This window comes from Serratia quinivorans, assembly GCF_052113645.1.
GTDB lineage: Bacteria > Pseudomonadota > Gammaproteobacteria > Enterobacterales > Enterobacteriaceae > Serratia > Serratia quinivorans_B.
In genome coordinates, this window is sequence record NZ_JBIEIU010000022.1 from 1 (window position 1) to 22156 (window position 22156).

At 57.4% G+C, this 22156-nt stretch carries 22 protein-coding genes; 3 read left to right on the plus strand and 19 right to left on the minus strand.

From position 1 onward, the window contains the following. Positions 1–109: 109 nt before the first annotated feature. Positions 110–1324 carry a beta-ketoacyl-ACP synthase I gene (gene fabB, locus ACGS9J_RS24675; RefSeq protein WP_044552704.1) on the minus strand — a complete coding sequence of 405 codons (1215 nt, stop codon included), beginning with the start codon at positions 1322–1324 and terminating at the stop codon, positions 110–112. Positions 1325–1494: 170 nt separating this feature from the next. On the opposite strand from fabB, the gene mnmC reads away from it, so the two are divergent. Beyond that, positions 1495–3519: a bifunctional tRNA (5-methylaminomethyl-2-thiouridine)(34)-methyltransferase MnmD/FAD-dependent 5-carboxymethylaminomethyl-2-thiouridine(34) oxidoreductase MnmC gene (gene mnmC / locus ACGS9J_RS24680; RefSeq protein ID WP_442233261.1), complete on the plus strand. Its 2025-nt coding sequence runs from the start codon at positions 1495–1497 to the stop codon at positions 3517–3519. 42 nt (positions 3520–3561) lie between these two features. On the opposite strand, the gene ACGS9J_RS24685 is transcribed toward mnmC, so the two are convergent. From ACGS9J_RS24685 to prmB, 6 genes are all read right to left on the minus strand, one after another. After that, entirely contained in the window at positions 3562–3843 is a 282-nt protein-coding gene (locus ACGS9J_RS24685; RefSeq protein WP_442233262.1) for a YfcL family protein, read from the minus strand. A gap of 31 nt (positions 3844–3874) precedes the next feature. After that, positions 3875–4432 (minus strand): elongation factor P hydroxylase, encoded by a 558-nt coding sequence (locus ACGS9J_RS24690; protein WP_442233263.1) that lies wholly within the window; start codon positions 4430–4432, stop codon positions 3875–3877. Positions 4433–4499: 67 nt separating this feature from the next. Further along, entirely contained in the window at positions 4500–5300 is an 801-nt protein-coding gene (locus tag ACGS9J_RS24695) for a sulfite exporter TauE/SafE family protein (protein WP_442233264.1), read from the minus strand. Positions 5301–5303: 3 nt separating this feature from the next. After that, complete coding sequence (gene mepA, locus ACGS9J_RS24700) at positions 5304–6131, minus strand: penicillin-insensitive murein endopeptidase (protein WP_442233265.1); 828 nt, start codon at positions 6129–6131, stop codon at positions 5304–5306. A gap of 5 nt (positions 6132–6136) precedes the next feature. Beyond that, positions 6137–7222, minus strand: coding sequence for a chorismate synthase (gene aroC, locus ACGS9J_RS24705; RefSeq protein ID WP_442233266.1), 1086 nt, complete (start codon positions 7220–7222; stop codon positions 6137–6139). Positions 7223–7284: 62 nt separating this feature from the next. Next, positions 7285–8217, minus strand: coding sequence for a 50S ribosomal protein L3 N(5)-glutamine methyltransferase (prmB, locus tag ACGS9J_RS24710; RefSeq protein WP_442233267.1), 933 nt, complete (start codon positions 8215–8217; stop codon positions 7285–7287). Positions 8218–8387: 170 nt separating this feature from the next. On the opposite strand from prmB, the gene smrB reads away from it, so the two are divergent. Beyond that, positions 8388–8918 (plus strand): endonuclease SmrB, encoded by a 531-nt coding sequence (smrB, locus tag ACGS9J_RS24715; RefSeq protein WP_442233268.1) that lies wholly within the window; start codon positions 8388–8390, stop codon positions 8916–8918. Between the two features lie 66 nt (positions 8919–8984). Here smrB and sixA read toward each other — a convergent pair whose 3' ends face one another. The 4 genes from sixA to ACGS9J_RS24735 all read right to left on the minus strand — a co-directional run bounded on the left by sixA (position 8985) and on the right by ACGS9J_RS24735 (position 13838). Next, the gene (sixA, locus tag ACGS9J_RS24720) at positions 8985–9467 is read right to left on the minus strand and encodes a phosphohistidine phosphatase SixA (protein WP_442233269.1); all 483 of its coding nucleotides are present in this window, start codon (positions 9465–9467) and stop codon (positions 8985–8987) included. 406 nt (positions 9468–9873) lie between these two features. Further along, positions 9874–12039, minus strand: a complete 2166-nt coding sequence (gene fadJ / locus ACGS9J_RS24725; protein WP_442233270.1) for a fatty acid oxidation complex subunit alpha FadJ — start codon at positions 12037–12039, stop codon at positions 9874–9876. After that, positions 12039–13349 carry an acetyl-CoA C-acyltransferase FadI gene (gene fadI, locus ACGS9J_RS24730; RefSeq protein ID WP_442233271.1) on the minus strand — a complete coding sequence of 437 codons (1311 nt, stop codon included), beginning with the start codon at positions 13347–13349 and terminating at the stop codon, positions 12039–12041. Before fadI ends, fadJ begins: the two co-directional genes overlap by 1 nt. Positions 13350–13541: 192 nt before the next feature. Then, entirely contained in the window at positions 13542–13838 is a 297-nt protein-coding gene (locus ACGS9J_RS24735; protein WP_020827916.1) for a YfcZ/YiiS family protein, read from the minus strand. A gap of 406 nt (positions 13839–14244) precedes the next feature. On the opposite strand from ACGS9J_RS24735, the gene fadL reads away from it, so the two are divergent. Beyond that, positions 14245–15567, plus strand: coding sequence for a long-chain fatty acid transporter FadL (gene fadL / locus ACGS9J_RS24740; RefSeq protein ID WP_442233272.1), 1323 nt, complete (start codon positions 14245–14247; stop codon positions 15565–15567). Between the two features lie 113 nt (positions 15568–15680). On the opposite strand, the gene mlaA is transcribed toward fadL, so the two are convergent. The 8 genes from mlaA to ACGS9J_RS24780 are packed head-to-tail and all read right to left on the minus strand — an operon-like array spanning position 15681 to position 22132. Then, positions 15681–16439 (minus strand): phospholipid-binding lipoprotein MlaA, encoded by a 759-nt coding sequence (gene mlaA / locus ACGS9J_RS24745; RefSeq protein ID WP_442233273.1) that lies wholly within the window; start codon positions 16437–16439, stop codon positions 15681–15683. A gap of 35 nt (positions 16440–16474) precedes the next feature. Further along, on the minus strand, positions 16475–17686 hold the full coding sequence (gene ccmI, locus ACGS9J_RS24750; RefSeq protein ID WP_442233274.1) for a c-type cytochrome biogenesis protein CcmI: 1212 nt from the start codon (positions 17684–17686) through the stop codon (positions 16475–16477). Beyond that, positions 17686–18159 carry a cytochrome c-type biogenesis protein gene (locus ACGS9J_RS24755; protein WP_442233275.1) on the minus strand — a complete coding sequence of 158 codons (474 nt, stop codon included), beginning with the start codon at positions 18157–18159 and terminating at the stop codon, positions 17686–17688. Before ACGS9J_RS24755 ends, ccmI begins: the two co-directional genes overlap by 1 nt. Further along, positions 18156–18707, minus strand: coding sequence for a DsbE family thiol:disulfide interchange protein (locus ACGS9J_RS24760; RefSeq protein ID WP_442233276.1), 552 nt, complete (start codon positions 18705–18707; stop codon positions 18156–18158). The genes ACGS9J_RS24755 and ACGS9J_RS24760 overlap by 4 nt, the downstream gene beginning before the upstream one ends. Then, a complete protein-coding gene (locus ACGS9J_RS24765; RefSeq protein WP_442233277.1) occupies positions 18704–20674 on the minus strand; it encodes a heme lyase CcmF/NrfE family subunit in 1971 nt (656 codons plus the stop codon). The genes ACGS9J_RS24760 and ACGS9J_RS24765 overlap by 4 nt, the downstream gene beginning before the upstream one ends. Then, entirely contained in the window at positions 20671–21165 is a 495-nt protein-coding gene (ccmE, locus tag ACGS9J_RS24770; protein ID WP_442233278.1) for a cytochrome c maturation protein CcmE, read from the minus strand. The genes ACGS9J_RS24765 and ccmE overlap by 4 nt, the downstream gene beginning before the upstream one ends. Next, complete coding sequence (ccmD, locus tag ACGS9J_RS24775) at positions 21162–21398, minus strand: heme exporter protein CcmD (RefSeq protein ID WP_442233279.1); 237 nt, start codon at positions 21396–21398, stop codon at positions 21162–21164. Before ccmD ends, ccmE begins: the two co-directional genes overlap by 4 nt. Continuing rightward, a complete protein-coding gene (locus tag ACGS9J_RS24780) occupies positions 21395–22132 on the minus strand; it encodes a heme ABC transporter permease (RefSeq protein WP_442233280.1) in 738 nt (245 codons plus the stop codon). The genes ccmD and ACGS9J_RS24780 overlap by 4 nt, the downstream gene beginning before the upstream one ends. Between the last annotated feature and the right edge of the window lie 24 nt (positions 22133–22156).

A 22156-nucleotide genomic window follows, 5' to 3' on the forward strand; every position in this document is an offset into this window, starting at 1 on the left:
GAGGGAGTATTTTGGTTTTGCCATAAAAAACTGCACCTTATTCAGTTGGGTGTCCAACTTTTGGGGTGCAGTTCAAAATGCGGGCTTGATCCTGAGCTTTGGGCCGGAATTACTTCTGCAGCTTGCGCATCACCAGCGTGGCGTTGGTGCCGCCGAAACCGAAGCTGTTGGACATCACGGTGGTCAGCTCACGTTGAGTCGGCTGAGTCACGATGTTCATGCCTGCGGCTTTCTCATCCAGATTGTCGATGTTGATGCTCGGCGCGATAAAGCCGTGCTCAACCATCAGCAGGCTGTAGATCGCTTCCTGCACGCCGGCGGCGCCCAGTGAGTGACCGGTCATCGCCTTGGTGGAGGAGATTGCCGGGGTGTTGTCGCCAAACACTTCGCGAATAGCACCCAGCTCTTTCACGTCGCCTACCGGCGTGGAGGTGCCGTGAACGTTCATGTAGTCGATTGGCGTATCAACGCCCTGCAGCGCCATCTTCATGCAGCGCACTGCGCCTTCACCTGATGGAGCCACCATGTCGGCACCGTCTGAGGTCGCACCGTAGCCGATGATTTCAGCATAGATGTGCGCGCCACGTGCCAGAGCGTGTTCCAGCTCTTCAACCACCACCATACCGCCGCCGCCGGCGATGACGAAGCCGTCACGCGCAGAGTCGTAAGTACGGGAAGCTTTTTCCGGAGTGTCGTTGTAGCTGGTGGACAGTGCGCCCATCGCATCGAACTCACAAGCCATTTCCCAGCACAGTTCTTCACCGCCGCCGGCAAAGACCACGTCCTGTTTGCCCAGTTGGATCAGTTCAACCGCGTGACCAATGCAGTGTGCAGAGGTTGCGCAGGCAGAGCTGATGGAATAGTTAACGCCACGAATTTTGAATGGGGTTGCCAGGCAGGCAGAAACGCCTGAAGCCATAGCTTTGGTCACCATGTACGGGCCAACGCCGCGCAGGCCTTTGGCACGCATGCCATCGGATCCGGCAACCTGGTTGCGCGGAGAACCACCACCTGAGCCAACAACCAGACCGGTGCGATCGTTGGAAACCTGATCGGCAGCCAGACCTGAGTCCTTGATGGCTTCTTCCATGGAAAGATAGGCATAAACGGACGCGTCGCTCATAAAGCGCATCACTTTACGGTCGATCAGACCCGTAGTGTCCAGTTTAACATCGCCCCATACGTGACTACGCATGCCGGAATCTTTCAGCTCCTGGGAGAAAGTGATCCCAGAACGACCTTCCTGCAGGCTCGCCAGGACCTCCTGCTGGTTGTTACCAATGCTGGAGACGATTCCCAGGCCAGTAATCACTGCACGTTTCATTCAATACCTCTTCCACAATTTTACATTCGGGATTTTGCCTCGCACTTTAGCGTACAGATGTACGCCGAACAAGTCCGATCAGCGTTTTTCAGCTTTATTCTTATCCAGTTTGCGCCATAACGCCCGCACCGTTAGAATCCCGTCACCCCTTGAGTTACGAGCGACTAACCGTGAGCCACGCCCCGATCCAAACCGCAGCGTTATCCTGGAATGAACAGGGTACACCTGTTTCGAAACAGTTTGATGACGTCTACTTTTCTAATCAGGATGGGCTGGAAGAAACCCGCTATGTCTTTCTCAAGGGCAACCGATTACCGCAACGTTTTGCCGGGCACCCTCGCCCGCTGTTTATCGTCGCGGAAACCGGCTTCGGCACCGGACTTAACTTTTTAACCCTGTGGCAGGCCTTTGCTGCCTTCCGTGTAACCACGCCGAACGCCACGCTGCAGCGCCTGCACTTTATCAGCTTTGAAAAATTCCCGCTGCTGCAGGCCGATCTGGCGGCGGCGCATGCGCGTTGGCCGGAACTGGCTCCCTATGCCGATGAGTTACGCGCTCAATGGCCTTTGCCGCTGCCGGGCTGCCACCGTCTGTTGCTGGCCGAAGGCCGCATCACGCTCGATCTGTGGTTCGGCGACGTTAACGCATTGCTGCCGCACTTCGACGCCAGCATGAACCGCCAAATCGACGCCTGGTTCCTCGACGGTTTCGCCCCGGCAAAGAACCCGGATATGTGGACGGAGCAGCTGTTCGCCGCCATGGCGCGCTTTGCCCGGCCGGGCGGCAGCCTGGCCACTTTTACCGCCGCAGGCTTCGTACGGCGCGGTTTGCAGCAAGCCGGGTTCGATGTCATCAAAACCAAAGGGTTCGGCCAGAAACGCGAAATGTTGACCGGCGAGTTACCTGCCGATACGCCGGACATCCCCCATCCAGCCCCCTGGCTGCTGCGCCCGGCGGCGGAGAACACCGATGACATCGCGATTATCGGCGGTGGCGTTGCCAGCGCACTGACCGCCCTCGCCCTGTTGCGGCGCGGCGCGAAAGTCACGCTGTACTGTGCCGATCCGCAGCCGGCCGAAGGGGCATCGGGTAACCGTCAGGGTGCGCTCTACCCTTTGCTGAACGGCCGGGGGGATGCGCTGGAAAACTTTTTCAGTGCCGCCTTCCCGTTTGCCCGCCGCCAGTACGATGCGCTGGTGCAACAGGGCGTGGTGTTCGACCACCAGTGGTGTGGCGTCAGCCAACTGGCTTTTGATGACAAGAGCGCCGGGAAAATTGCCAAAATGCAGGCGGTTGAATGGCCGCAGGCGCTGGCGATGCCGGCCGATCGCACGACGCTCAGCGCCTTGTGCGGCGTCGACAGCGGTTTTGGCGGCATCAACTATCCGCAAGGCGGCTGGCTGTGTCCGGCCGAACTGACGCGCAGTGCGATTGCTCTGGCGCAACGTCAGGGAATGAACTGCCATTATGACTCAGCCGTCAGCGCCCTGACCGCCAAGGACTCAGGTTGGCAGCTCAGCTTCAACAGCGGCGAAACCCGCCAGCATGCGACGGTGATCCTGGCCAACGGCCACCGGCTTCCCGAACTGACGCAAAGTAAGGCGCTGCCGGTTTACGCGGTACGCGGGCAGGTTTCCCACATCCCCACCACTGCGGTGCTGAGTGAATTGAAGCAGGTATTGTGTTACGACGGCTACCTGACGCCGGTCAATGCCAACAACCAGCAGCACTGTATCGGCGCCAGCTACCAGCGCGGTGAAACTACCACCGACTATCGTGAGGAAGAACAGCAGGAAAACCGCGATCGTCTGCTGCGTTGTCTGCCGGATCAGACCTGGCCGTTGGAGGTGGACGTCAGCGGCCGCCAGGCTCGCTGCGGCGTACGCAGCGCCACTCGCGATCACCTGCCCATGACAGGCGCAGTGCCGGACTACCAGGCCACGCTGACGCAATACCAGGATTTGCAACGTCAGCACCAACGCGGCGAGGTTATCGCCGACGCGCCGACCTATCCAAATCTGTTTGTCATTGGCGGTTTAGGCTCACGCGGGCTGTGCTCTGCACCTTTGGTGGCGGAGATTTTGGCGGCGCAGCTGTTCGGCGAACCCTTGCCGGGCGACGCAGACATGTTGGCGGCATTGAACCCGAACCGGATGTGGGTAAGAAAATTACTGAAGGGACGTGCGGTGGTTTAAGGCCAATCTCACAGGGCGCGGCTGCGCCCTGTGGAAACAGTGTCAGGCGGTCGGCAGTGCGGTTTGGTACAGATTTTCCCACATGCCATACACCAACACCTGGTCCGGTGGCGACAACTCACCGGCGGCAATGGCTTTATGCAGGCTACCTTCTACCTGCGCCTTCAGCGCCTCCGCGGTGTGCTCACCCAGCTCTTCCACTTCGGCAACCGCCAGCGTCAGATGACCGCGCAGGTAGCCACCGGCAAACAGTTCATCATCGCTGGCGTGCTCTACCATGTCATCAATCAGCGCCAAAATGCGCGCTTCGAATTCTGCGATCATCAAATTTCCTCATTAAATAACAAACTGGCAATCAGTTGAGATCTTCCGGGTAGGGAAAATGCTCAGCCGCCAGCGGTGGCGTATTGTAAAACGATTGTAACGCCTGAATAAAGCGCGCAGGTCTTGTGGGTATTCCCTGTTCCAACAGCAACAGCACCCGTTCACGCACCTTGCGCTGGAAGGCGATGCGATCCGGCTCGCAGTCACCGTTGAGGTTGTCGCAACTGACATTGAACGGGAAACCGGCGGCGACGCAGAACATCCACTCCAAAGACTGCGGTTTAATTTCCACCGCTTCGAATTCGCTTTGCGTCTGCGCGTCTCGCCCGTCCGGGCAGTACCAGTAACCGAAATCCACCAGCTTGCGACGCTGTTCGCCGGCGATACACCAGTGCGAGATTTCATGCATGCCACTGGCGTAATAGCCGTGGGCAAAGACGATGCGGTGATACGGCAGTTCATCGTCGGCGGGCAAATAGATCGGCTCATCGTCGCCTTTTACCAGCCGCGTGTTGTAATCATCGCTGAAGCACTGATTAAAAATTTCAATCAGTTGGGAATATTGATGGGTAGCCTGTGTGTCTGACATAAATAAAAAACCCAATAACCACAAATATAAAGCGGTAATTATTTCACTTTACCGCTCTCTTGGCATGTTAAATATGCAATGCCAACCACTGCTGAATTTCAGCACCGTGATTGTCGTACAGCAGCTTGCAGCTCATCACCAACGAAACGATGACGATCATCGGCCGGATCAGCTTTTGCCCACGGGTCATCACCATGTGCGCCCCCAGACGTGCGCCGAGCACCTGCCCTACCAACATCACCAAACCTATGCCCCACAACACCTTGCCGCCGATGATAAACAACACCAGGCTGCCAAAGTTGGAAGTGAAGTTCAGCACTTTGGCGTGCGCGGTAGATTTAGCCAGGTTAAAACCGCACAGCGTCACATAAGCCAACGCATAGAAGGAACCGGCGCCAGGCCCAAAAAAGCCATCGTAAAACCCGACACAACCCCCGGCCACCAGCCCGAACGGCAAGGCGCTTAGACGGCGTTGCCGATCGTTTTCCCCCAAACGCGGGGTCAGCAGAAAGTACAGCCCAATGCCGATCACCAATAACGGCAGCATTTGCCGCAGCAGATCGGCGCGCATGTGCTGCACCAGGATCGCCCCGGCGATGGAACCGATCAGCGCCAGCAGAATAGTCAGTTTTTGATCGTTGAGATCGACTGCTCGTCGGCGGATAAAGTACAGACTGGCGGATAAGGAACCGCCTACCGATTGCAGCTTGTTGGTCGCCAGCGCCTGAGCCGGGGGAACCCCTACCGCCAGCAGCGCCGGCACGGTTAACAGGCCGCCGCCACCGGCGATAGAGTCGATAAAGCCTGCGAGTAATGCCACCACAAACAAAACCCCGAGCATCTCGGGGCCAACGACGAACCAGTCCATTTATTATTCCGCAGCGAAATGGTTATCCAGCAAAGCCTGACAGGTAGGCGGCAATGGCGGTGGCACCGGTTTACCCGGTTTGGCACTCGGTTGATGCGGCACGAACCAGCTTGCCAGTTCGGCACCACAACCGTCACCCGGCGGCGGCGTATCCTGTTCTTTACACTCCAGGCTGCCTGCCGGACAGCGCAGACGCACATGCATGTGCGCACGATGACCAAACCACGGGCGCACCTTGTGCAACCAATCGCGATCGGCGCCGGCATCCAGACACAGACGCTGCTTGATCGCCGGGTTGACGAAGATGCGGGTCACTTCCTGATCCTGCGCTGCAGCTTTGATCAGCGATTCAATCTGCGGTTGCCACTGGCGAGCGACTACCTGCTTGCCGTCGCCGGAAACCAAATCGATCGGCTGCGGCTTCAGCAGTTGTTGTGCGCTCCAACGCTGGCGCGGCAACTGTAACCAGATGTCGACATCAAGCCCGGACTGATGGCTGGCATGGCCGCTGCTAAAGCGTCCACCGGCCGGCATCGCCATATCGCCAATCAGCACCGTGCCCAAATTTCTTTGGTTGGCCTTGCTGCTCAGACGCTGGATAAACGCCAGCAGATCAGGATGGCCGAAATAGCGGCGCTGATCGGGACGCATCACCTGATAATCCGGCGAGTTCAGCGGCAGCGGCTGGGCACCAATCACACAACCATTGGCAAAACCGCCCACCGCCTGCGGCGCCCCGGCCACCGGGTGATCGATTTTCTGCCACGGCGTCAGCGCCAGGGCCGAGCCCGAAGCCATCAGGGCAACGATGCCCAACATCCAGTTTTTCATGGTGATTACCAGCGTGGAACGTTAGAGACCACATCACCGTTCTGCGCACGCTGGCGCAACAGGTGATCCATCAGCACAATCGCCATCATCGCTTCGGCGATAGGCACCGCACGGATACCTACGCAGGGATCGTGACGGCCACGGGTGACCATCTCTACCGCTTCGCCCTGACGATTGATGGTTCGGCCCGGCACCATAATGCTGGAGGTCGGTTTCAGTGCCAGATGGGCCACCACCGGCTGGCCGCTGCTGATGCCGCCGAGAATGCCGCCCGCATGGTTGCTCTGGAAGCCTTCCGGAGTGATTTCATCGCGGTTTTCGCTGCCGCGCTTGGTGACCACGGCAAAACCGTCACCGATTTCCACGCCTTTTACCGCATTGATACTCATCAGCGCATGCGCCAAATCCGCATCGAGGCGGTCAAATACCGGCTCACCGAGGCCGACCGGTACGTTTTCGGCGATCACGCTGACCTTGGCGCCAATCGAGTCGCCTTCTTTCTTCAGCGCGCGCATCAGCTCGTCCAGGGCTTCAAGCTTGTCAGGATCCGGACAGAAGAACGGGTTCTGTTCGACCTGCTCCCAGTCTTTCAGCTCACAGACGACGTCGCCGATTTGTGCCAGGTAGCCACGCACCTGCACGCCGAATTTCTGCTGCAGGTATTTCTTGGCGATAGCCCCTGCCGCAACGCGCATTGCGGTTTCACGCGCCGAAGAACGGCCACCGCCGCGATAATCGCGCACGCCGTATTTTTGCTCGTAGGTGTAATCCGCATGCCCCGGACGGAACACGTCTTTGATGGCGCCGTAATCCTGCGAACGCTGGTCGGTGTTTTCAATCATCAGCCCAATGCTGGTGCCGGTGGTCACACCTTCAAACACGCCGGAAAGAATGCGCACCTGGTCCGGTTCGCGACGTTGAGTGGTATAGCGAGAAGTGCCTGGACGGCGGCGGTCCAGGTCGTGCTGCAGATCGGCTTCGGTCAGCGGGATACCCGGCGGTACGCCATCTACGATACAGCCCAGCGCCACACCGTGAGATTCACCAAATGTGGTGACGCGGAAAATCTGCCCAATACTGTTTCCTGCCATCGCGGCTCCTTACCCTTAATTATTATCTTTGTGGGGCCCGCCAAAGCCGGCCCGAAGAATGCTTAGCTGCGGTAGAGGCTGAAGTGCTCTTTGCAATCCACCAGTTGCTGTTTGGTCAGCATGAACACGCCGTCACCGCCGTTTTCGAACTCCAGCCAGGTGAACGGAATATCCGGATACTGTTCCATCAGATGTACCATGCTGTTACCCACTTCACAAATCAGCACGCCGTCGTCGCTCAGGTAATCCGGCGCGCAGGCCAGAATACGGCGCACCAGCTTCAGGCCGTCGCTGCCTGCCGCCAGACCCAATTCCGGTTCAAAACGGAATTCCTGCGGCAGATCGGACATGTCTTCCGCATCCACATACGGTGGGTTGGTGACGATCAGATCGTACTGGATCGCGGGAACGTCGCGGAACAGATCGGAGCGGATCGGGATCACCTGCTGTTCAACCCCCAGCGCCTGGATATTGCGTTCGGTCACCGCCAGCACGTCGCTGGAAATATCAACCGCATCGACTTCCGCTTCCGGGAAAGCGTAGCCGCAGGCAATGGCGATACAACCGCTGCCGGTGCACATGTCGAGAATATGACGCGGTGGGTGTGGGATCAGGGCGCTGAAGCGATCGTTGATCAGCTCGCCAATCGGGGAGCGCGGTACCAACACGCGCTCATCGACATAGAACTCCAGATCGCAGAACCAGGCTTTGTTGGTCAGATAAGCGACAGGAATGCGCTCGTTGACGCGGCGGATCACGCGCTCAACGATGCGGTGGCGCTCGCTGGAGGTCAAACGTGCGGTGTGCATATCCTCTGGAATATCCAGCGGCAGGAACAGGCTTGGCAGCACCAATTGCACCGCTTCGTCCCACGGATTATCGGTTCCGTGACCATAGTAGATATCGGCGGCGTTAAAACGGCTGACCGTCCAGCGCAGCATATCTTGAATGGTGTGCAGTTCGTTCACTGCTTCCTCGACGAAAATTTTGTCCAATTTGCCCTCCGGCAGGCACTGTGATTCATGATTTAGCCGCATAGTTTGCCATGAAGCCCGCGACAAATCACGCTAACCCCTTGCGCTTTTCATTCTGGCGCGAATTTTGCGTCGACAGAGACCGGCGACAAGGTAAACTATCGCGATAAATGATTTCCGGTGAGTACAAAATGAAGAACAAGCACCCTCTGAGCAAAGACGAATTGCAGCTCTTCAGAGAGTCGGTAGTAGACGCAAAAAAGCTGCGTCAGGACACCATCGTCCACCGTAAACCCAAGCCGAAAACCAAGCAAGTTGCACCGCAGCGCCTGCTGCAGGAACAGGTCGACGCCAGTTATTATTTTTCGGACGAGTACCAACCGCAGTTGGAAGAGGAAGGTCCAACGCGCTATGTGCGCCCCGGTTACAGTGCCTTCGAGCTGAAAAAACTGCGGCGCGGCGATTATTCGCCAGAGCTGTTTCTCGATCTGCACGGCCTGACCCAACTGCAGGCCAAGCAGGAACTGGGGGCGCTGATCGCCGCCTGCAAACGCGAGCACGTGCACTGCGCCTGCGTGATGCACGGCCACGGCAAACACATCCTCAAACAACAAACGCCGCTATGGCTGGCGCAGCACCCTGACGTGCTGGTGTTCCATCAGGCGCCCAAAGAATGGGGCGGTAACGCAGCCATTTTGCTGCTGGTCGAACTGGCCGAGTAAACCGCAGAAATGACAAAGGGCGATGTTTGACATCGCCCTTTCGTTTTGGCCCCGCCTTGCGGTGCCTTATACTTTAGCCATCACCTGCGATGGACTGACCTGCCATTCAAACTTACCGTAGCTGCCGTCGGCTGCCAGATCAACATTGGCAATCGCCGAGGTCGCGAACATCGGTGGGCATTCGCCCGGACAGAGTTCAGCCACCAGATACCCCACCAGCGGTAAGTGGGAGACGATCAGCACCGAGTTAATCCCCTGCTGCGCCAGCACCTGCAAATAGCTGCCTACCAGGCTGGCGTCCCCGCCTGGCGTCAGCTCAGGCAGCACTTCTTCACTTGCCGGCAAGGTTAAAGCTTCGCGTACCGTAGCCAGCGTCTGCTCGGCCCGCAAGTAGGGGCTGACCAGCACTCGTTCAATATCCACAGACTTGGTATTTAACCAGGCCGCCATCTGACGTGACTCATCACGGCCACAAACAGTAAGAGGTCTTACCGAATCGCTGGCCGCATCAAGTGCCGCCTCTCCGTGACGCATAATCAAAACTTGCATATTGCACCGCTGTTGTTGACAAAATAACGCTATACAGAAACGCCGAGCGTGCTGTATCGCCGAGTTTTACAACCCCAAAGCAAAAGCTTTGAAACGATAACGCGCCGTCTCTTTATGGCGGCCGGGCATTTTGCCTGAAAGTTCACGTAAAGAAAACGCTGTTTTTTACATCAATGGCGCCATAGGGTGAACTTGACGCTCACATAACAACCAATTCAACAGGTTAAATTTTAACCTTTCCATCATGAATTTTATTGATGGCGATCAGGCTTTCACCGCCATCGGGGTACGTTACCGCGTCCCTATCTCCCTGTATAGCGTCAGGGATTGCCGGTATTGCAAGGAGTGATAGCGATCACAATGCAACCTTGATCCTACTCTAGTACAAATCACGTCACCGCGCCGCTCACGCCCCTTGCGGATAGAAGCGTTCGCCCTGCTGTGCCATGCGCTGCAGGCGTTCGCAAGGCGCAAAATATTCACCGTGCTGCCGCTGCAGATACTCCAGCGTTTTAACCACCTTCTCGGCGCCAAGTTGATCCATATAACGGAACGGCCCGCCGAGGAATGGCGGGAAACCAATGCCGAACACAGCACCGATATCGCCGTCGCGCGCGCTGCGGATCACGCCTTCATCCAGACAACGCGCCGCTTCGTTGAGCATCATCATGACGCAGCGCTGGGCGATGACCGCCGGTTGCAGATGCGACTTCGGTGTGATGCCTAACAATAGATAGACCGAGGTATCGGCACGCTTGCTCCGTTGACGCTGCTGGCCCTCGCTGGGATACAGATAGAAGCCACGGCCATTTTTGCGCCCTTTGCGCCCGTCTTTCAACACCGCCTCGAAGGCGGCCGGGGCGGCAAAGCGCGGACCCAACTGTTCCACCAATACCGGGATAATCTTGGTGCCGACGTCGATGCCCACTTCGTCCAGCAGGGTTATCGGCCCAACCGGGAAGCCAAAATCCACCAACGCCTTGTCCAGCGCTTCGATCGGCTCGCCTTCCAGCAGGCAACGAGTCGCTTCATTTATATAAGGTGCCAGAATGCGGTTAACGTAAAAACCGGCGCGGTCGGCGACGACAATCGCCGTCTTGCCCTGTTTATGCGCCAGTGCCACGGTGGTGGCAATGGTTGCCTCACTGGTGGTGGCGTGCGGGATCACTTCGACCAACGGCATTTTATCCACCGGGCTGAAATAATGCAGACCGATCACCTGCTCGGGTCGCTGCGCCTTGGCGGCAATCTGGCCAATCGGCAGCGATGAGGTATTGGAGGCAAAAATGGTGTGCGGCGCAGCATGCTGTTCTATCTCTGCCACCATCTGCTGCTTCAGCGTCAGATCTTCAAACACCGCCTCAATCACCACATCCACCTGTTCAAACCCGATGTAGTCGGTCGAGCCGGAGATCAGCATCATCTGTTTTTGCCGTTCCGCCGGGCGCATACGTTTGCTGCGTACCCGCTTGCCAAGCACGTCCCAGCTGTATTTCAACGCGTGGTTAATGCCCGTTTCGTTGACGTCTTTAATCCGCACCGGCAGACCACCGCGTGTGGCTGTCACACAGGCGATACCTCCGCCCATCAGGCCGCCACCCAGAATGCCGATACGGTGCAGTTCATGAGGTTGTGCGTTGCCGCCACGCTCTTTCTTCAGCGCGGTGGAGGCAAAGAACAGGCTACGCAACGCGGCTGACTGCGGCGTCATGGCCAATTCGCCAAACGCCCGCGCTTCGGCTTCATAGCCACTGGCGTTGCCGTGATCCAGACCGGTGCGCACCACCTGGATGATGCGTTCGGCCGCCGGGTAGTTGCCGTGCGTTTTCTCCAGCGTTTTCTTGCGCACGATGCTGAACAACAGGCTTTTGCCTAACGGGCCATTGAGCAAACGCTCCTGCCACGGCAATTCACGCCGGCTCTGCCAGCCCTGTTTGACCCGTTCGACAGCGACCTGCAGCAAAATCGACTGTGGCACCGCATCGTCCACCAACCCCATGCGCAACGCCTGACGCGCCCGAATATGTTTGCCGGTCAGGATCATGTCCAGCGCCTTGCTGGCGCCGATCAACCGCGGTAAACGTTGGGTGCCGCCGGAGCCCGGCAATAAACCGAGCTGAACTTCCGGCAGGCCGAGTGCGGTTTTATCATCCAGAGAACAAACGCGGCTGTGGCAAGCCAAAGCCAGCTCCAGCCCACCGCCCAAACAGGCACCGTGAATAGCCGCCACCACGGGAACCTGGAACGCGGCAATCTGTGCCAGCGTGCTTTGGCCTTTTTTCGCCAGCGCTTCGGCTTCTTTGGCGGTGGTACAGGCGGCAATCATGCTGATGTCCGCCCCGGCAATAAACGAATCCGGCTTGCCGGAAATAATCACCAATCCTTCCAGCGCCGGATGCTGCTGCGCACGGATCAGTACGTCGTTGACCTGTTCGACAAACTCGGCCTTCAGCGTGTTCACCTTCTCCCCCGGGACATCAATGGTAATCACACCGATGTTGTCCGGGCGAATGGTCAGCTGAAAAGCCGAGGGTTTGGCCCGCTGTTCGTGCAATGCATTTTCAAAGCTCATTATTCCACCTCTACGATCATTGCGGCCCCTAACCCTCCGGCCGCGCAGGCAGTAGTCAACCCCAGCCCGCCGCCACGGCGTTTCAGCTCGTGCAACGTTTGGGTGATCATGCGCGCGCCGGTAGCGGCAAATGGGTGGCCGTAAGCAATTGAGCCACCCAATACGTTGAATTTTTCCATATCCACTTCGCCAATCGCCCGGCTGCGGCCCAGCTTTTTCTGAGCGAACTCGTCGCTGGCAAACATCTTCAGGTTGGCCAGGGTCTGGGCGGCAAAGGCTTCATGCATATCGATGAGCGTCAGATCGGCCAAGCCGATGCCGGCGCGGTCCAGCGCCAGTGGCGTAGCGTAAGACGGGCCGAGCAGCATGTCTTCCCACACGTCGATGGCGGAGAAAGCAAAGCTGCGCAGGTAACCCAGCGGTTGTAACCCTAACTCTTTCGCGCGTGATTCGCTCATCATCAGCACCGCCGCCGCACCGTCGGTCAGCGGTGTGCTGTTGGCCGCGGTGACGCTGCCGTGCTTGCGATCAAATGCCGGTTTCAGCTTGGCATAAGAAGCCAGGCTGGAGTCTTTGCGGACGTTGTTGTCTTCGGTAATTTGCGTGCGGTACGGCGGCACATAGGCGGTCATCACCTCATCGTGCAGCAGCCCCTGCTCCCAGGCTCTGGCTGCCAACTGGTGAGAACGGTGCGCCAGGGCATCCTGCTCTTCCCGGGTGATGCCGTGGCTTTTCGCCATTTGCTCGGCGGTATCGCCCATGCGCAGCCCCGTGGAATATTCGGCCACCGCCGGCGGCACCGGCATCAGGTCGCGAAACTTCAGCCGACTGAATAATTTAAGACGCTGTGAAAGGGTGCGAGCTTTGTTGACGTCCACCAGCGTGCGCGCCAGCGCTTTGCTGACGCCGATGGGCAGAACGGAAGACGAGTCGGCCCCCCCGGCGATGCCAATACTGATGCTGCCCGCCATGATGCTTTCCGCCACGTTGGCAATCGCCTGGAAGCTGGTAGCGCAGGCGCGCGACACGCTGTAAGCGTCGGTATGTACGCTCATGCCGGTGCCGAGCACAATTTCACGCGCAATATTCGGCGCTTCAGGCATTTGCACCACCTGGCCGAACACCAGTTGTTCAATCAACGTCGGATCAATACCGCTGCGAGCCAACAGTTCACTGACCGCCGTTTTGCCCAGCTCCACCGCCGGAATACCGTGATACGCGGTCGCCTGTTTGGCAAAGGGAGTCCGCAGTCCATTTACAATCGCAATACGGTCACCGTGACGGGTCACCAGCGGCAGTGCCTTACTCATAAACGCTCCTGAAGAGAATAACGTCAGCGCAACGGTCAAAAAGAGGTCTGACCTGATGAGAGCATTGTTAACCAAATGTTTACATTTGGCAAACCGGCAGAGGTGAAAACTGAGAGCAGGAGCAACTTTCTAACGGGGGATTAATCAGGAAGGGCGCAGTGCGGGTTGCCCCGCACTATTTTGAAGCCGTTATTAACGCAGGCCGAGCTGGAAAATCAGGGTTTCCGCCTGGCAGGCAAAGGTGAAATCAGCCACCAGTTCCACACCACCGTCAACCGGTTTAATGCTACTGCTGATGTCACAAGGGTCAGATTCCACGCCCCGGGCTTTTTCGGTCAGCGTGGCCAGCATTTTCTCTGCATCCTGCTGATTGGCAAACACCTGGCTGTAGGAGGCGGTGCAATCGGTATTGTCCATCACGGTACCGACATCAACACAGCAACAGGCGGCAGTTTCCTGGGCGCTACATTTATTAATGGGATTGGACATGATTAATTCTCCTCAGGGACCGCCATTACGCGAGTCCGAATTGCCATTTAGCTACTAGTGCAAAGACACAAGATTCTGCGCTTATTTTACTCTGCGATGAAACCGATCACTAGCACTTACTTTTTATAGGTGTTTTAAGTGATGGAAATCACAAATGAAAATCGCTGTCTGCTAAGGAACGGTAAGAATATTGTTATGCATTGCTGGTTTTTTGTTATGCAGATCTCCTTTTTGATATCAATTTGGAAATATCTCAAAAACAATGTTGCAACATTTTCACAGGTCGGACCTATAATTCAGCCACTGGTCTGATTTGTCTGAATAGGATCGGACCCTACAATCGCGCGCTCCTTGTTACTCTATGTAACATGTTTAAATAATAAACACATAAAATGAGGTTTTGGTCATGAGCCAGAAAAACCTATTTACTAAATCAGCTCTCGCAGCTGCAGTGGCAATTATTTCTTCAAACGTGTCTGCCGCAGGATTCCAGCTGAATGAGTTCTCATCAGCTGGTTTAGGACGTTCGTATTCTGGCGAAGGCGCCATGGCAGACACCGCGGCTTCAGCCAGCCGCAACCCAGCCCTCTTGATGATGTACACCCGCCCGGAACTCTCCCTCGGTGCAGTATTTATCGATCCGGACGTAGACATCACCGGCAAATCACCCTCTGGTGCCAGCCTGGACTCCAAGAACATCGCCCCGGTCGCCTGGGTGCCAAACCTGCACTATGTACAGCCGATTAACGATCAGTTTGCCGTGGGCGGCTCGGTCACCAGTAACTACGGTCTGGCCACCGAATTCAACGACGGCTATACCGCAGGCGCTTACGGCGGTAAAACCGACCTGACCACCATCAACCTGAACCTGAGCGGTGCCTACCGTCTGAACCAACAATTCAGCTTCGGCCTGGGCTTCGATGCGGTTTACGCCAAAGCCAAGCTTGAGCGTTATGCCGGCGAATTACCAAAACTGATCGCAGGTTCTGGTCAACTGCCACCACAATTGGCCGGCCCGGTCTCGCAGATCCCGGCGGATACCCAGATTTCTCACCTGAAAGGTGACAAATGGGGCTTTGGCTGGAACGCCGGTATCTTGTATGAAGTAGATGAAAACAACCGTTACGGTTTCACCTACCGTTCCGAAGTTAAAATCAAGTTTGACGGTGATTACAAAAGCAGCCTGCCATCCGCCTATAACCCACTCTTGGGCGCTCTCGGTCTGCCTATGGGCACCGACGGCACCACCATCCCTGGTTCTCTGGATCTGAACCTGCCGGAAATGTGGGAAATCTCGGGTTACAACAAGGTTGCGCCGCAGTGGGCTATCCACTACAGCCTGGCTTACACCAGTTGGAGTCAGTTCCAGGAGCTGAAAGCTACCGGCAACAGCGGCCAAACGCTGTTTGAGAAGCATGAAGGCTTTAAAGACGCTTACCGCATCGCGCTGGGTACCACCTACTTCTATGACGACAACTGGACCTTCCGTACCGGTATCGCCTTCGATGACAGCCCGGTACCGGCTCAGAACCGTTCTATCTCAATCCCGGATCAGGACCGTCTGTGGCTGAGTGCCGGTACCAGCTATGCGTTCAACAAAGACGCCTCTGTCGACGTTGGTATTTCCTACATGCACGGCCAGAAAGTCACCATCAAGGAAGGTCCATACACCTTCAACTCGGTGGGCAAGGCCTGGCTGTACGGCGCCAACTTCAACTACCGCTTCTAATCTTGTCGATCAAGAAGCCGAGAGCGCCCTTAGGGGCGCTTTTTTTTGCCTGCTTATACCCAAGCACAAAAAACCCGCCATCGAGGCGGGTTCTTTATGTTCGCTAACCGAGATTATTGCGAGTCGATATCGTCCAGATCGCCCTGGATCGCCTCGGCGTTCGGGTTGGTTTCCGGCTTCAGCGAGCCACCGTTCGCCAGGAAATCGTTACGCTGGAAGTAGGCTTCGCGCACCATCAGGTACGGATCGGAAGAGTTGTGCAGCAGGCCGTCGGAATCCAACAGCTCGGCGCGGGTTTCAATCCCTTCAACCACCCATTTGCCCGCCGACATCCAGAAGGTCAGGTAGCTCAGCACCGGATAAACGGTATCTGCCCAGTCACCGCCCTCTTCACGCAGGGTGAAACTGCCGTAGCCCGGCAACATCACATAAGGACCGTAGCCAACGCCATAATGCCCCAGGGTGCTGCCGAAACGGTTCGGCTCTTCGCGAGCCAGTTTCGGGTTGGCCATCCCCGCCACGTCGATCAAACCGCCCATCCCCAGAAGGGTATTGAGGAAGAAACGGTTAAAGTGGATCATCCCTTTGTACGGGTCGCCTTTCAGGAAGGAGTTGACCATGCTGGCCGGCTCTTCCAGGTTGGAAGTAAAGTTGCTGATGCCATTACGCGCCGGCATCGGCAAATAATTGCGCCAGGCCACGGCCACCGGGCGAAGTACGTACGGATCCAGGACGTTATAGTTGAAGTTGAACATCGTCCGGTTAAATCCTTCCAGAGGATCGGATCGCCCTTGTGGTTCATCTTGTGGCGCGCTGGCACAGCCCACCAATAATACCGTTGTGAAAGCCAGCCCAGTCAGGCGAAAGTTCATATTTTTCTCCATAAAAACACGTTCGGTCTTTTTATTTAAGGGACCTGTTTGTTTATCTGAACGTCAATCTGCTCTTTACCGCTGAAATTCTGCAGCGCACTCTCGCCGAACCAATCACCCGACTGTGGTGTGGCCAGACCATCCTGAGAAATTCGTACCCGCACCTTGACCTGATGCTGAGCCGAAAGCAGGCGTTCCGGCATCATGGCGTTGCTGTCATCCAGAGAAAATGACAGCGGGAAACGGCTTAAGGGCAGTTGTTTCACCGCAACCGGTACCGGACTCGTACCATCGGTCACCGAGATGACCAGGGTCCCCTGCTGCGGCAAAGCGTTCGTCGCCTGTGGCGATATCGTCACGTTAACCCCAAGTTTAACAGTTTCTTCGCCCGCCTGCGTTTTTGCTTGTTCAATGCTGCGCTTTATCACTTCGGCGCGTTGATCGTTGGCCGGCAACAGTTTCAGCATCACCTGCCAGGCGCCGATCGCCTGCTTGAAATCACCCTGTTCGAAGGCGTTGAACGCCAACAAACTCAGCACGCGCATATTGGTATGATCTTCGGCGATCATCTTGCGCAGCATCTGTGTGGCCTGCTTGTTATCCTCTGGATCGTTGGATCGCGTCAAGACTTCTGCATAGCCGAGGCGAACTTCCAGACTATTCGGATCCAGTTGATAAGCATGCGCAAATGCCTGAGTGGCGGTGGTTGCGTTGTTCAGCGCCATCCCCACCCGGCCGAGCATCATCCAGTCGTTGATGTTGCGATCGTCTTGTTGCAGCGCGGTGCGCAGTCCCAGTCCGAGGCGGGCAATCTCTTCCATGCTCAGCGGTTGTGCGCGTTCATTAGCGACGCGTGCGCGCAGATCCGGCATTTGCGCCTCGACCTGCTGCCAGTCCAGTACCTGCGCCAACCCGCCGGTTTTCAGATAAAACCCCAGGGTGACCACCACCAGCAAGGCGACTCCGGGCACCAATGCCCAGCGATTGATGGGCTTTTCCTGCGTGTCTTGTTGACCGGGAATATCATTCAGCAGATTTTGCTGCAGTTCCTTCACCAGCTCAGGGCGTTCGGCAACCACGCCCTGTTCTTCGTCCTGCTCCAGCTCGTGCAGACGATCTTGATAAAACGCCTTGTTCAGCGTATCGCGGCTAGCGGCGGTGCTTTTACCGCTGTGGCGCATCGCCGGCACCACCAGCAACGCCGCAGCGCCTACCAGCAGTACAATAATAGTCAGCCAAAAAGCCATTAGGGTTTCTTCCTGTCAGTCTCTTTCAGCAGCGCCGCCAGACGCTGTTGCTCCTGTTCGGAGAATTCATCGTTAGCATTAGCGGCACCGACGCGACGATGGCGAGTGCGCAGTATCACTACCGCGCCGCCGATCAGCACAAACAACAACGGGCCAACCCACAGGATCAGCGTCGCCGGGGTGAGCGGCGGTTCGTAGGTGACGAAATTACCGTAGCGCGCCACCATGTAGTCGATAATCTGCTGCTTGTTCTGCCCCTGCATCATCAGCTCGTACACCTTGGTACGCATGTCCGCCGCGATGATGGCATTAGAATCGGCGATGCTGTTGTTCTGGCATTTAGGGCAGCGCAGTTGCTCCGTCAGCTCCCGGTATTGCTGTTCCTGCTCGACCGAGTTGAACCGGTAAGTATCGATAGCCGCAGCGGCGCTCCAACTCAGCAGCGCGGCGAACACCAGGGTCAGTAACCTCATGCCTCACCCCCATACTTTTTGTACAGCGGCAAGACTTCCTGCTGCCAAACGCGCTCGTTCATGTCCCCGGCATGGCGGTAGCGAATAATGCCTTGTCCGTCGATCAGGAAGGTTTCCGGCGCGCCGTACACCCCAAGATCCAGTCCCAGCATGCCGTCGCCGTCATACAGGCTGAGCGCATAAGGGTTGCCCAGAGAGTTCAGCCAGGTCACCGCTTTGCCGCGATCGTCTTTATAGTTCAGCCCCACTACGCGAATGCCGCGTGCGGCCAGCGTATTGAGGTATTGATGTTCGGCGCGACAGGTTGGGCACCAGGTCGCCCAAACGTTGAGCAACATCGGCTTGCCATTGCGCAGCACTGCCTGATCGTAGGTATTGCCGGGCTGATCGAGGGATTCCAGCTTGAAGGTCGGCACCGGCTTGCCGATCAACGCCGACTCCAGCATGGTCGGGTCCTCGCCACCGGCGTTGCGCGTCAGTTGCACCATAAACGCCGCCACCAGCAGCAGAAACAGGATTAACGGGATAAACAGCAATTTACGGTTCATGCCTGCTCCTCCAGCTTACCTTCACGCTTGAGTTTTTTGCTCATCCGATAGCGCGGATCGAGAATGCACAGGATACCGCCGATCGCCATAAATACCCCACCGAACCAGATCCAGCGTACGAAGGGTTTGTAGTACAACCGCACCGCCCAGGAACCGTCGTCCAGTTCCTCGCCCAGCGCCGCATACAGGTCACGGCTGAAACCGCCGTCAATTGCCGCTTCGGTCATCATGCTGCGCGCTACGCTGTAATAGCGTTTCTCCGCGTGCAGCGTCGCCTCCGGCTTGCCATTGCGCGTAACGTCGATGATGCCGACGCCGCCGCTGTAGTTCGGCCCGCGAATGTCGTGCACGTCGCGGAACACAAAGTGATAGTTGTGGATATCCACGCTGTCGCCGGCCTTCATGCGCACATCGCGTTCCACGCTGTAGTTTTGGCTGAATGCGATGCCGATTACCGTTACCGCCACACCCAGGTGGCCCAGCACCATACCCCAGTGGCTGCGGGAGAGATGGCTCAGGCCGCGCCAGAAACCGTGGCGATGGGTTGCACGTTCATGCAGCTCCATCAGCGTCAGGATAATCACCCAAACCGCCATGATCAGCCCCACCACCGTCATACCGGCGATGCTGTCTTGTAGCAGCCACGGCAGCAGGATCGACAGCACCAGCGTGATCACCAGCGCCACACTCAGGCGGCGCCACAGCTTGGTCGGTTCGTCACGGCGCCAGCGTACCAGTGGGCCAATGCCCATCAGCAAAGCCATCGGCGCCATCAGCCAGGTGAACATGGTATTGAAGAATGGCTCGCCGATAGAAATGCTGCCCAGGCCCAGTTGCTTGTGCACCAGTGGTAACAGCGTGCCCAGCAACACCACCAGCATGGCGGCGATCAACAGCACGTTATTGCCCAGCAAGAAGGTTTCCCGCGAGAAGGTTTCATGCTGCACCCGGCTGCGTACCTGCCCGCCCTTGACCGCATACAGCAGCAGGGAACCGCCGATCACGATCACCAGATAGGCGAGGATAAACATGCCGCGCGCCGGGTCAGAAGCAAAGGAGTGCACCGAAACCAATACGCCGGAGCGCACCAGGAAGGTCCCCAGCAGACACAGCGAGAAGGCGGTAATCGCCAGCAGCACCGTCCAGGCTTTGAAGGTGCCACGTTTTTCGGTCACCGCCAACGAGTGCATCAGCGCGGTACCGGCCAACCACGGCATAAATGAAGCGTTTTCTACTGGATCCCAGAACCACCAGCCGCCCCAGCCCAGCTCGTAATAGGCCCAGGCGGACCCCAGTACGATGCCCATGGTGAGGAACACCCAGGCCGCAGTGGTCCAGGGCCGCGACCAGCGCGCCCAGGCGGTATCGAGCCGACCGGCCATCAGTGAGGCGATGGCAAAAGCGAAGGCTACCGAGAAACCGACATACCCCATGTACAACAGCGGCGGATGGAAAATCAGGCCAATATCCTGCAGCAGCGGGTTGAGGTCACTGCCGTCGATCGGGAAGTTCGGCAGCGTACGAGTGAACGGGTTGGAGGTCATGATGATAAACAGCAGGAAGCCTGCGGTGATCATGCCCATTACCGACAGCACGCGCGCCACGGCATCTTGCGGCATCGAACGGCTGCACAAGGCCACCGCCAGCGACCAACAGCTCAGCAACAGCACCCACAGCAGCAGCGATCCCTCATGGGCGCCCCAGGTGGCGGCAATACGGTAATACACCGGCAGTTGGGTGTTGGAGTTGGCGGCCACATAAGCCACGGTAAAATCGTTGACGACAAAGGCGTGCACCAGGCAGACAAACGCCAACGCAATGGCGGCAAACATGCCATAGGTCAGCGGGCGTGCCACCGCCATCATGCGACGGTCCTGACGCGCCGCGCCCCACTGCGGGTAAATGCTCAGCAGCAGCGAAATCGCCAGCGCCAGGCACAGCAGAAAACTTCCCGTTTCCGGCATCATGATTTAGCGCCCTCATTTTGCGGGGTAGCGTAGGCCGAAGCCGGTCCCTTGTGATTTTCTTTCATGGCGTCGGCCACTTCCGGCGGGGTGTATTTTTCATCGTGTTTCGCCAGCACTTCACGTGCGTTCACCACGTTGCCTTCTCCCAGTACGCCCTGCGCCACCACGCCCTGCCCTTCACGGAACAGATCCGGCAGGATACCGGTGTAGGTGACGTCGATCGCACCGCGCGCGTCATAAACTTTGAAACTGACCTGCAGCGTTTTCTGATCGCGTTTTACCGTTCCTGGCATCACCATGCCGCCAATGCGCAGGCGCTGGCCCACTTCCGGCTTCTCATGGTTTTCGCCCTTGCCCTGCAGAATTTCACTCGGGGTATAAAACAGATCGATGTTGGAGCGCAGCGCATACAGCATCAGGGTCGCGGTCAGCGCAACGCCGATCAGCACTACGATTGCCAGATACAGGCGACTTTTACGACGTGGGTTCACAATGATTTCTCCCGCGGGTTAGCGGTTTTTTGTTTCGACTGCTGCGACTGACGAATACGTCGTTCGCGCGCCTGACGGCGTCCGATTTCATCCAGCAATTGGCGGCGCTGCCAGAAAGTATGAGCCACCAGGCCCAGCAACGAGAGCAGCGTAACGGCTACCGCCAACCAAACGTAGAAGGCATAGCCCCCCATGGCGAAAAACGCCTGCCAGGAAGTAAAGGCGGCATTCATGGTTGGCGCTCCTTATTGACCAGCCCGGCCACCCACGGACGCTGGCGTTCCTGAGACAAAATCAGATTGCGCAGACGCATCAGGGTGAGAGTGATGAAGAACAGCAGATAGCCGAGGATCGCCCAACGCAACGGGGTGCGCATGCTTGGCGCGATGCTCTGTTGCATATTGGTGGACCCCTGGTGCAGGGTGTTCCACCATTCGACCGAGAAATGAATAATGGGGATGTTCACCACCCCGACCAGCACCAGAATGCCGGCGGCACGGCCCGCCAGGCGGCGGTCCTCAAAAGCGTTGTACAGCGCAATGATGCCAATATAAAGAAACAGCAACACCAGTTCAGAGGTCAGACGCGCGTCCCACACCCACCAGGTGCCCCACATCGGCTTGCCCCAGGCGGAGCCGGTGACCAACGCAATGAAGGTAAACACCGCGCCGACCGGTGCCATCGCCGCCACCACGGTATCGGACATTTTCATCTGCCACACCAGGCCGATAAATGCCGCTACCGCCATCGAACCGTAGATCCCCATCGACCACATCGCCGCCGGCACGTGGATATACATGATGCGGAAGCTATCGCCCTGTTGGTAATCCTTGGGCGCGAAGCCGAATCCCCAGACCCAGCCCAGCAGCAGGCAAGCCGCACCGGCCAGCCCCAGCCAGGGGATAAAGCGGCCGCAGACGTGATACAGCCGTTCAGGCTGGGCAAATTGATGTAACCATTTCCACATTGTCGTCATTGCTCACGGTAAATT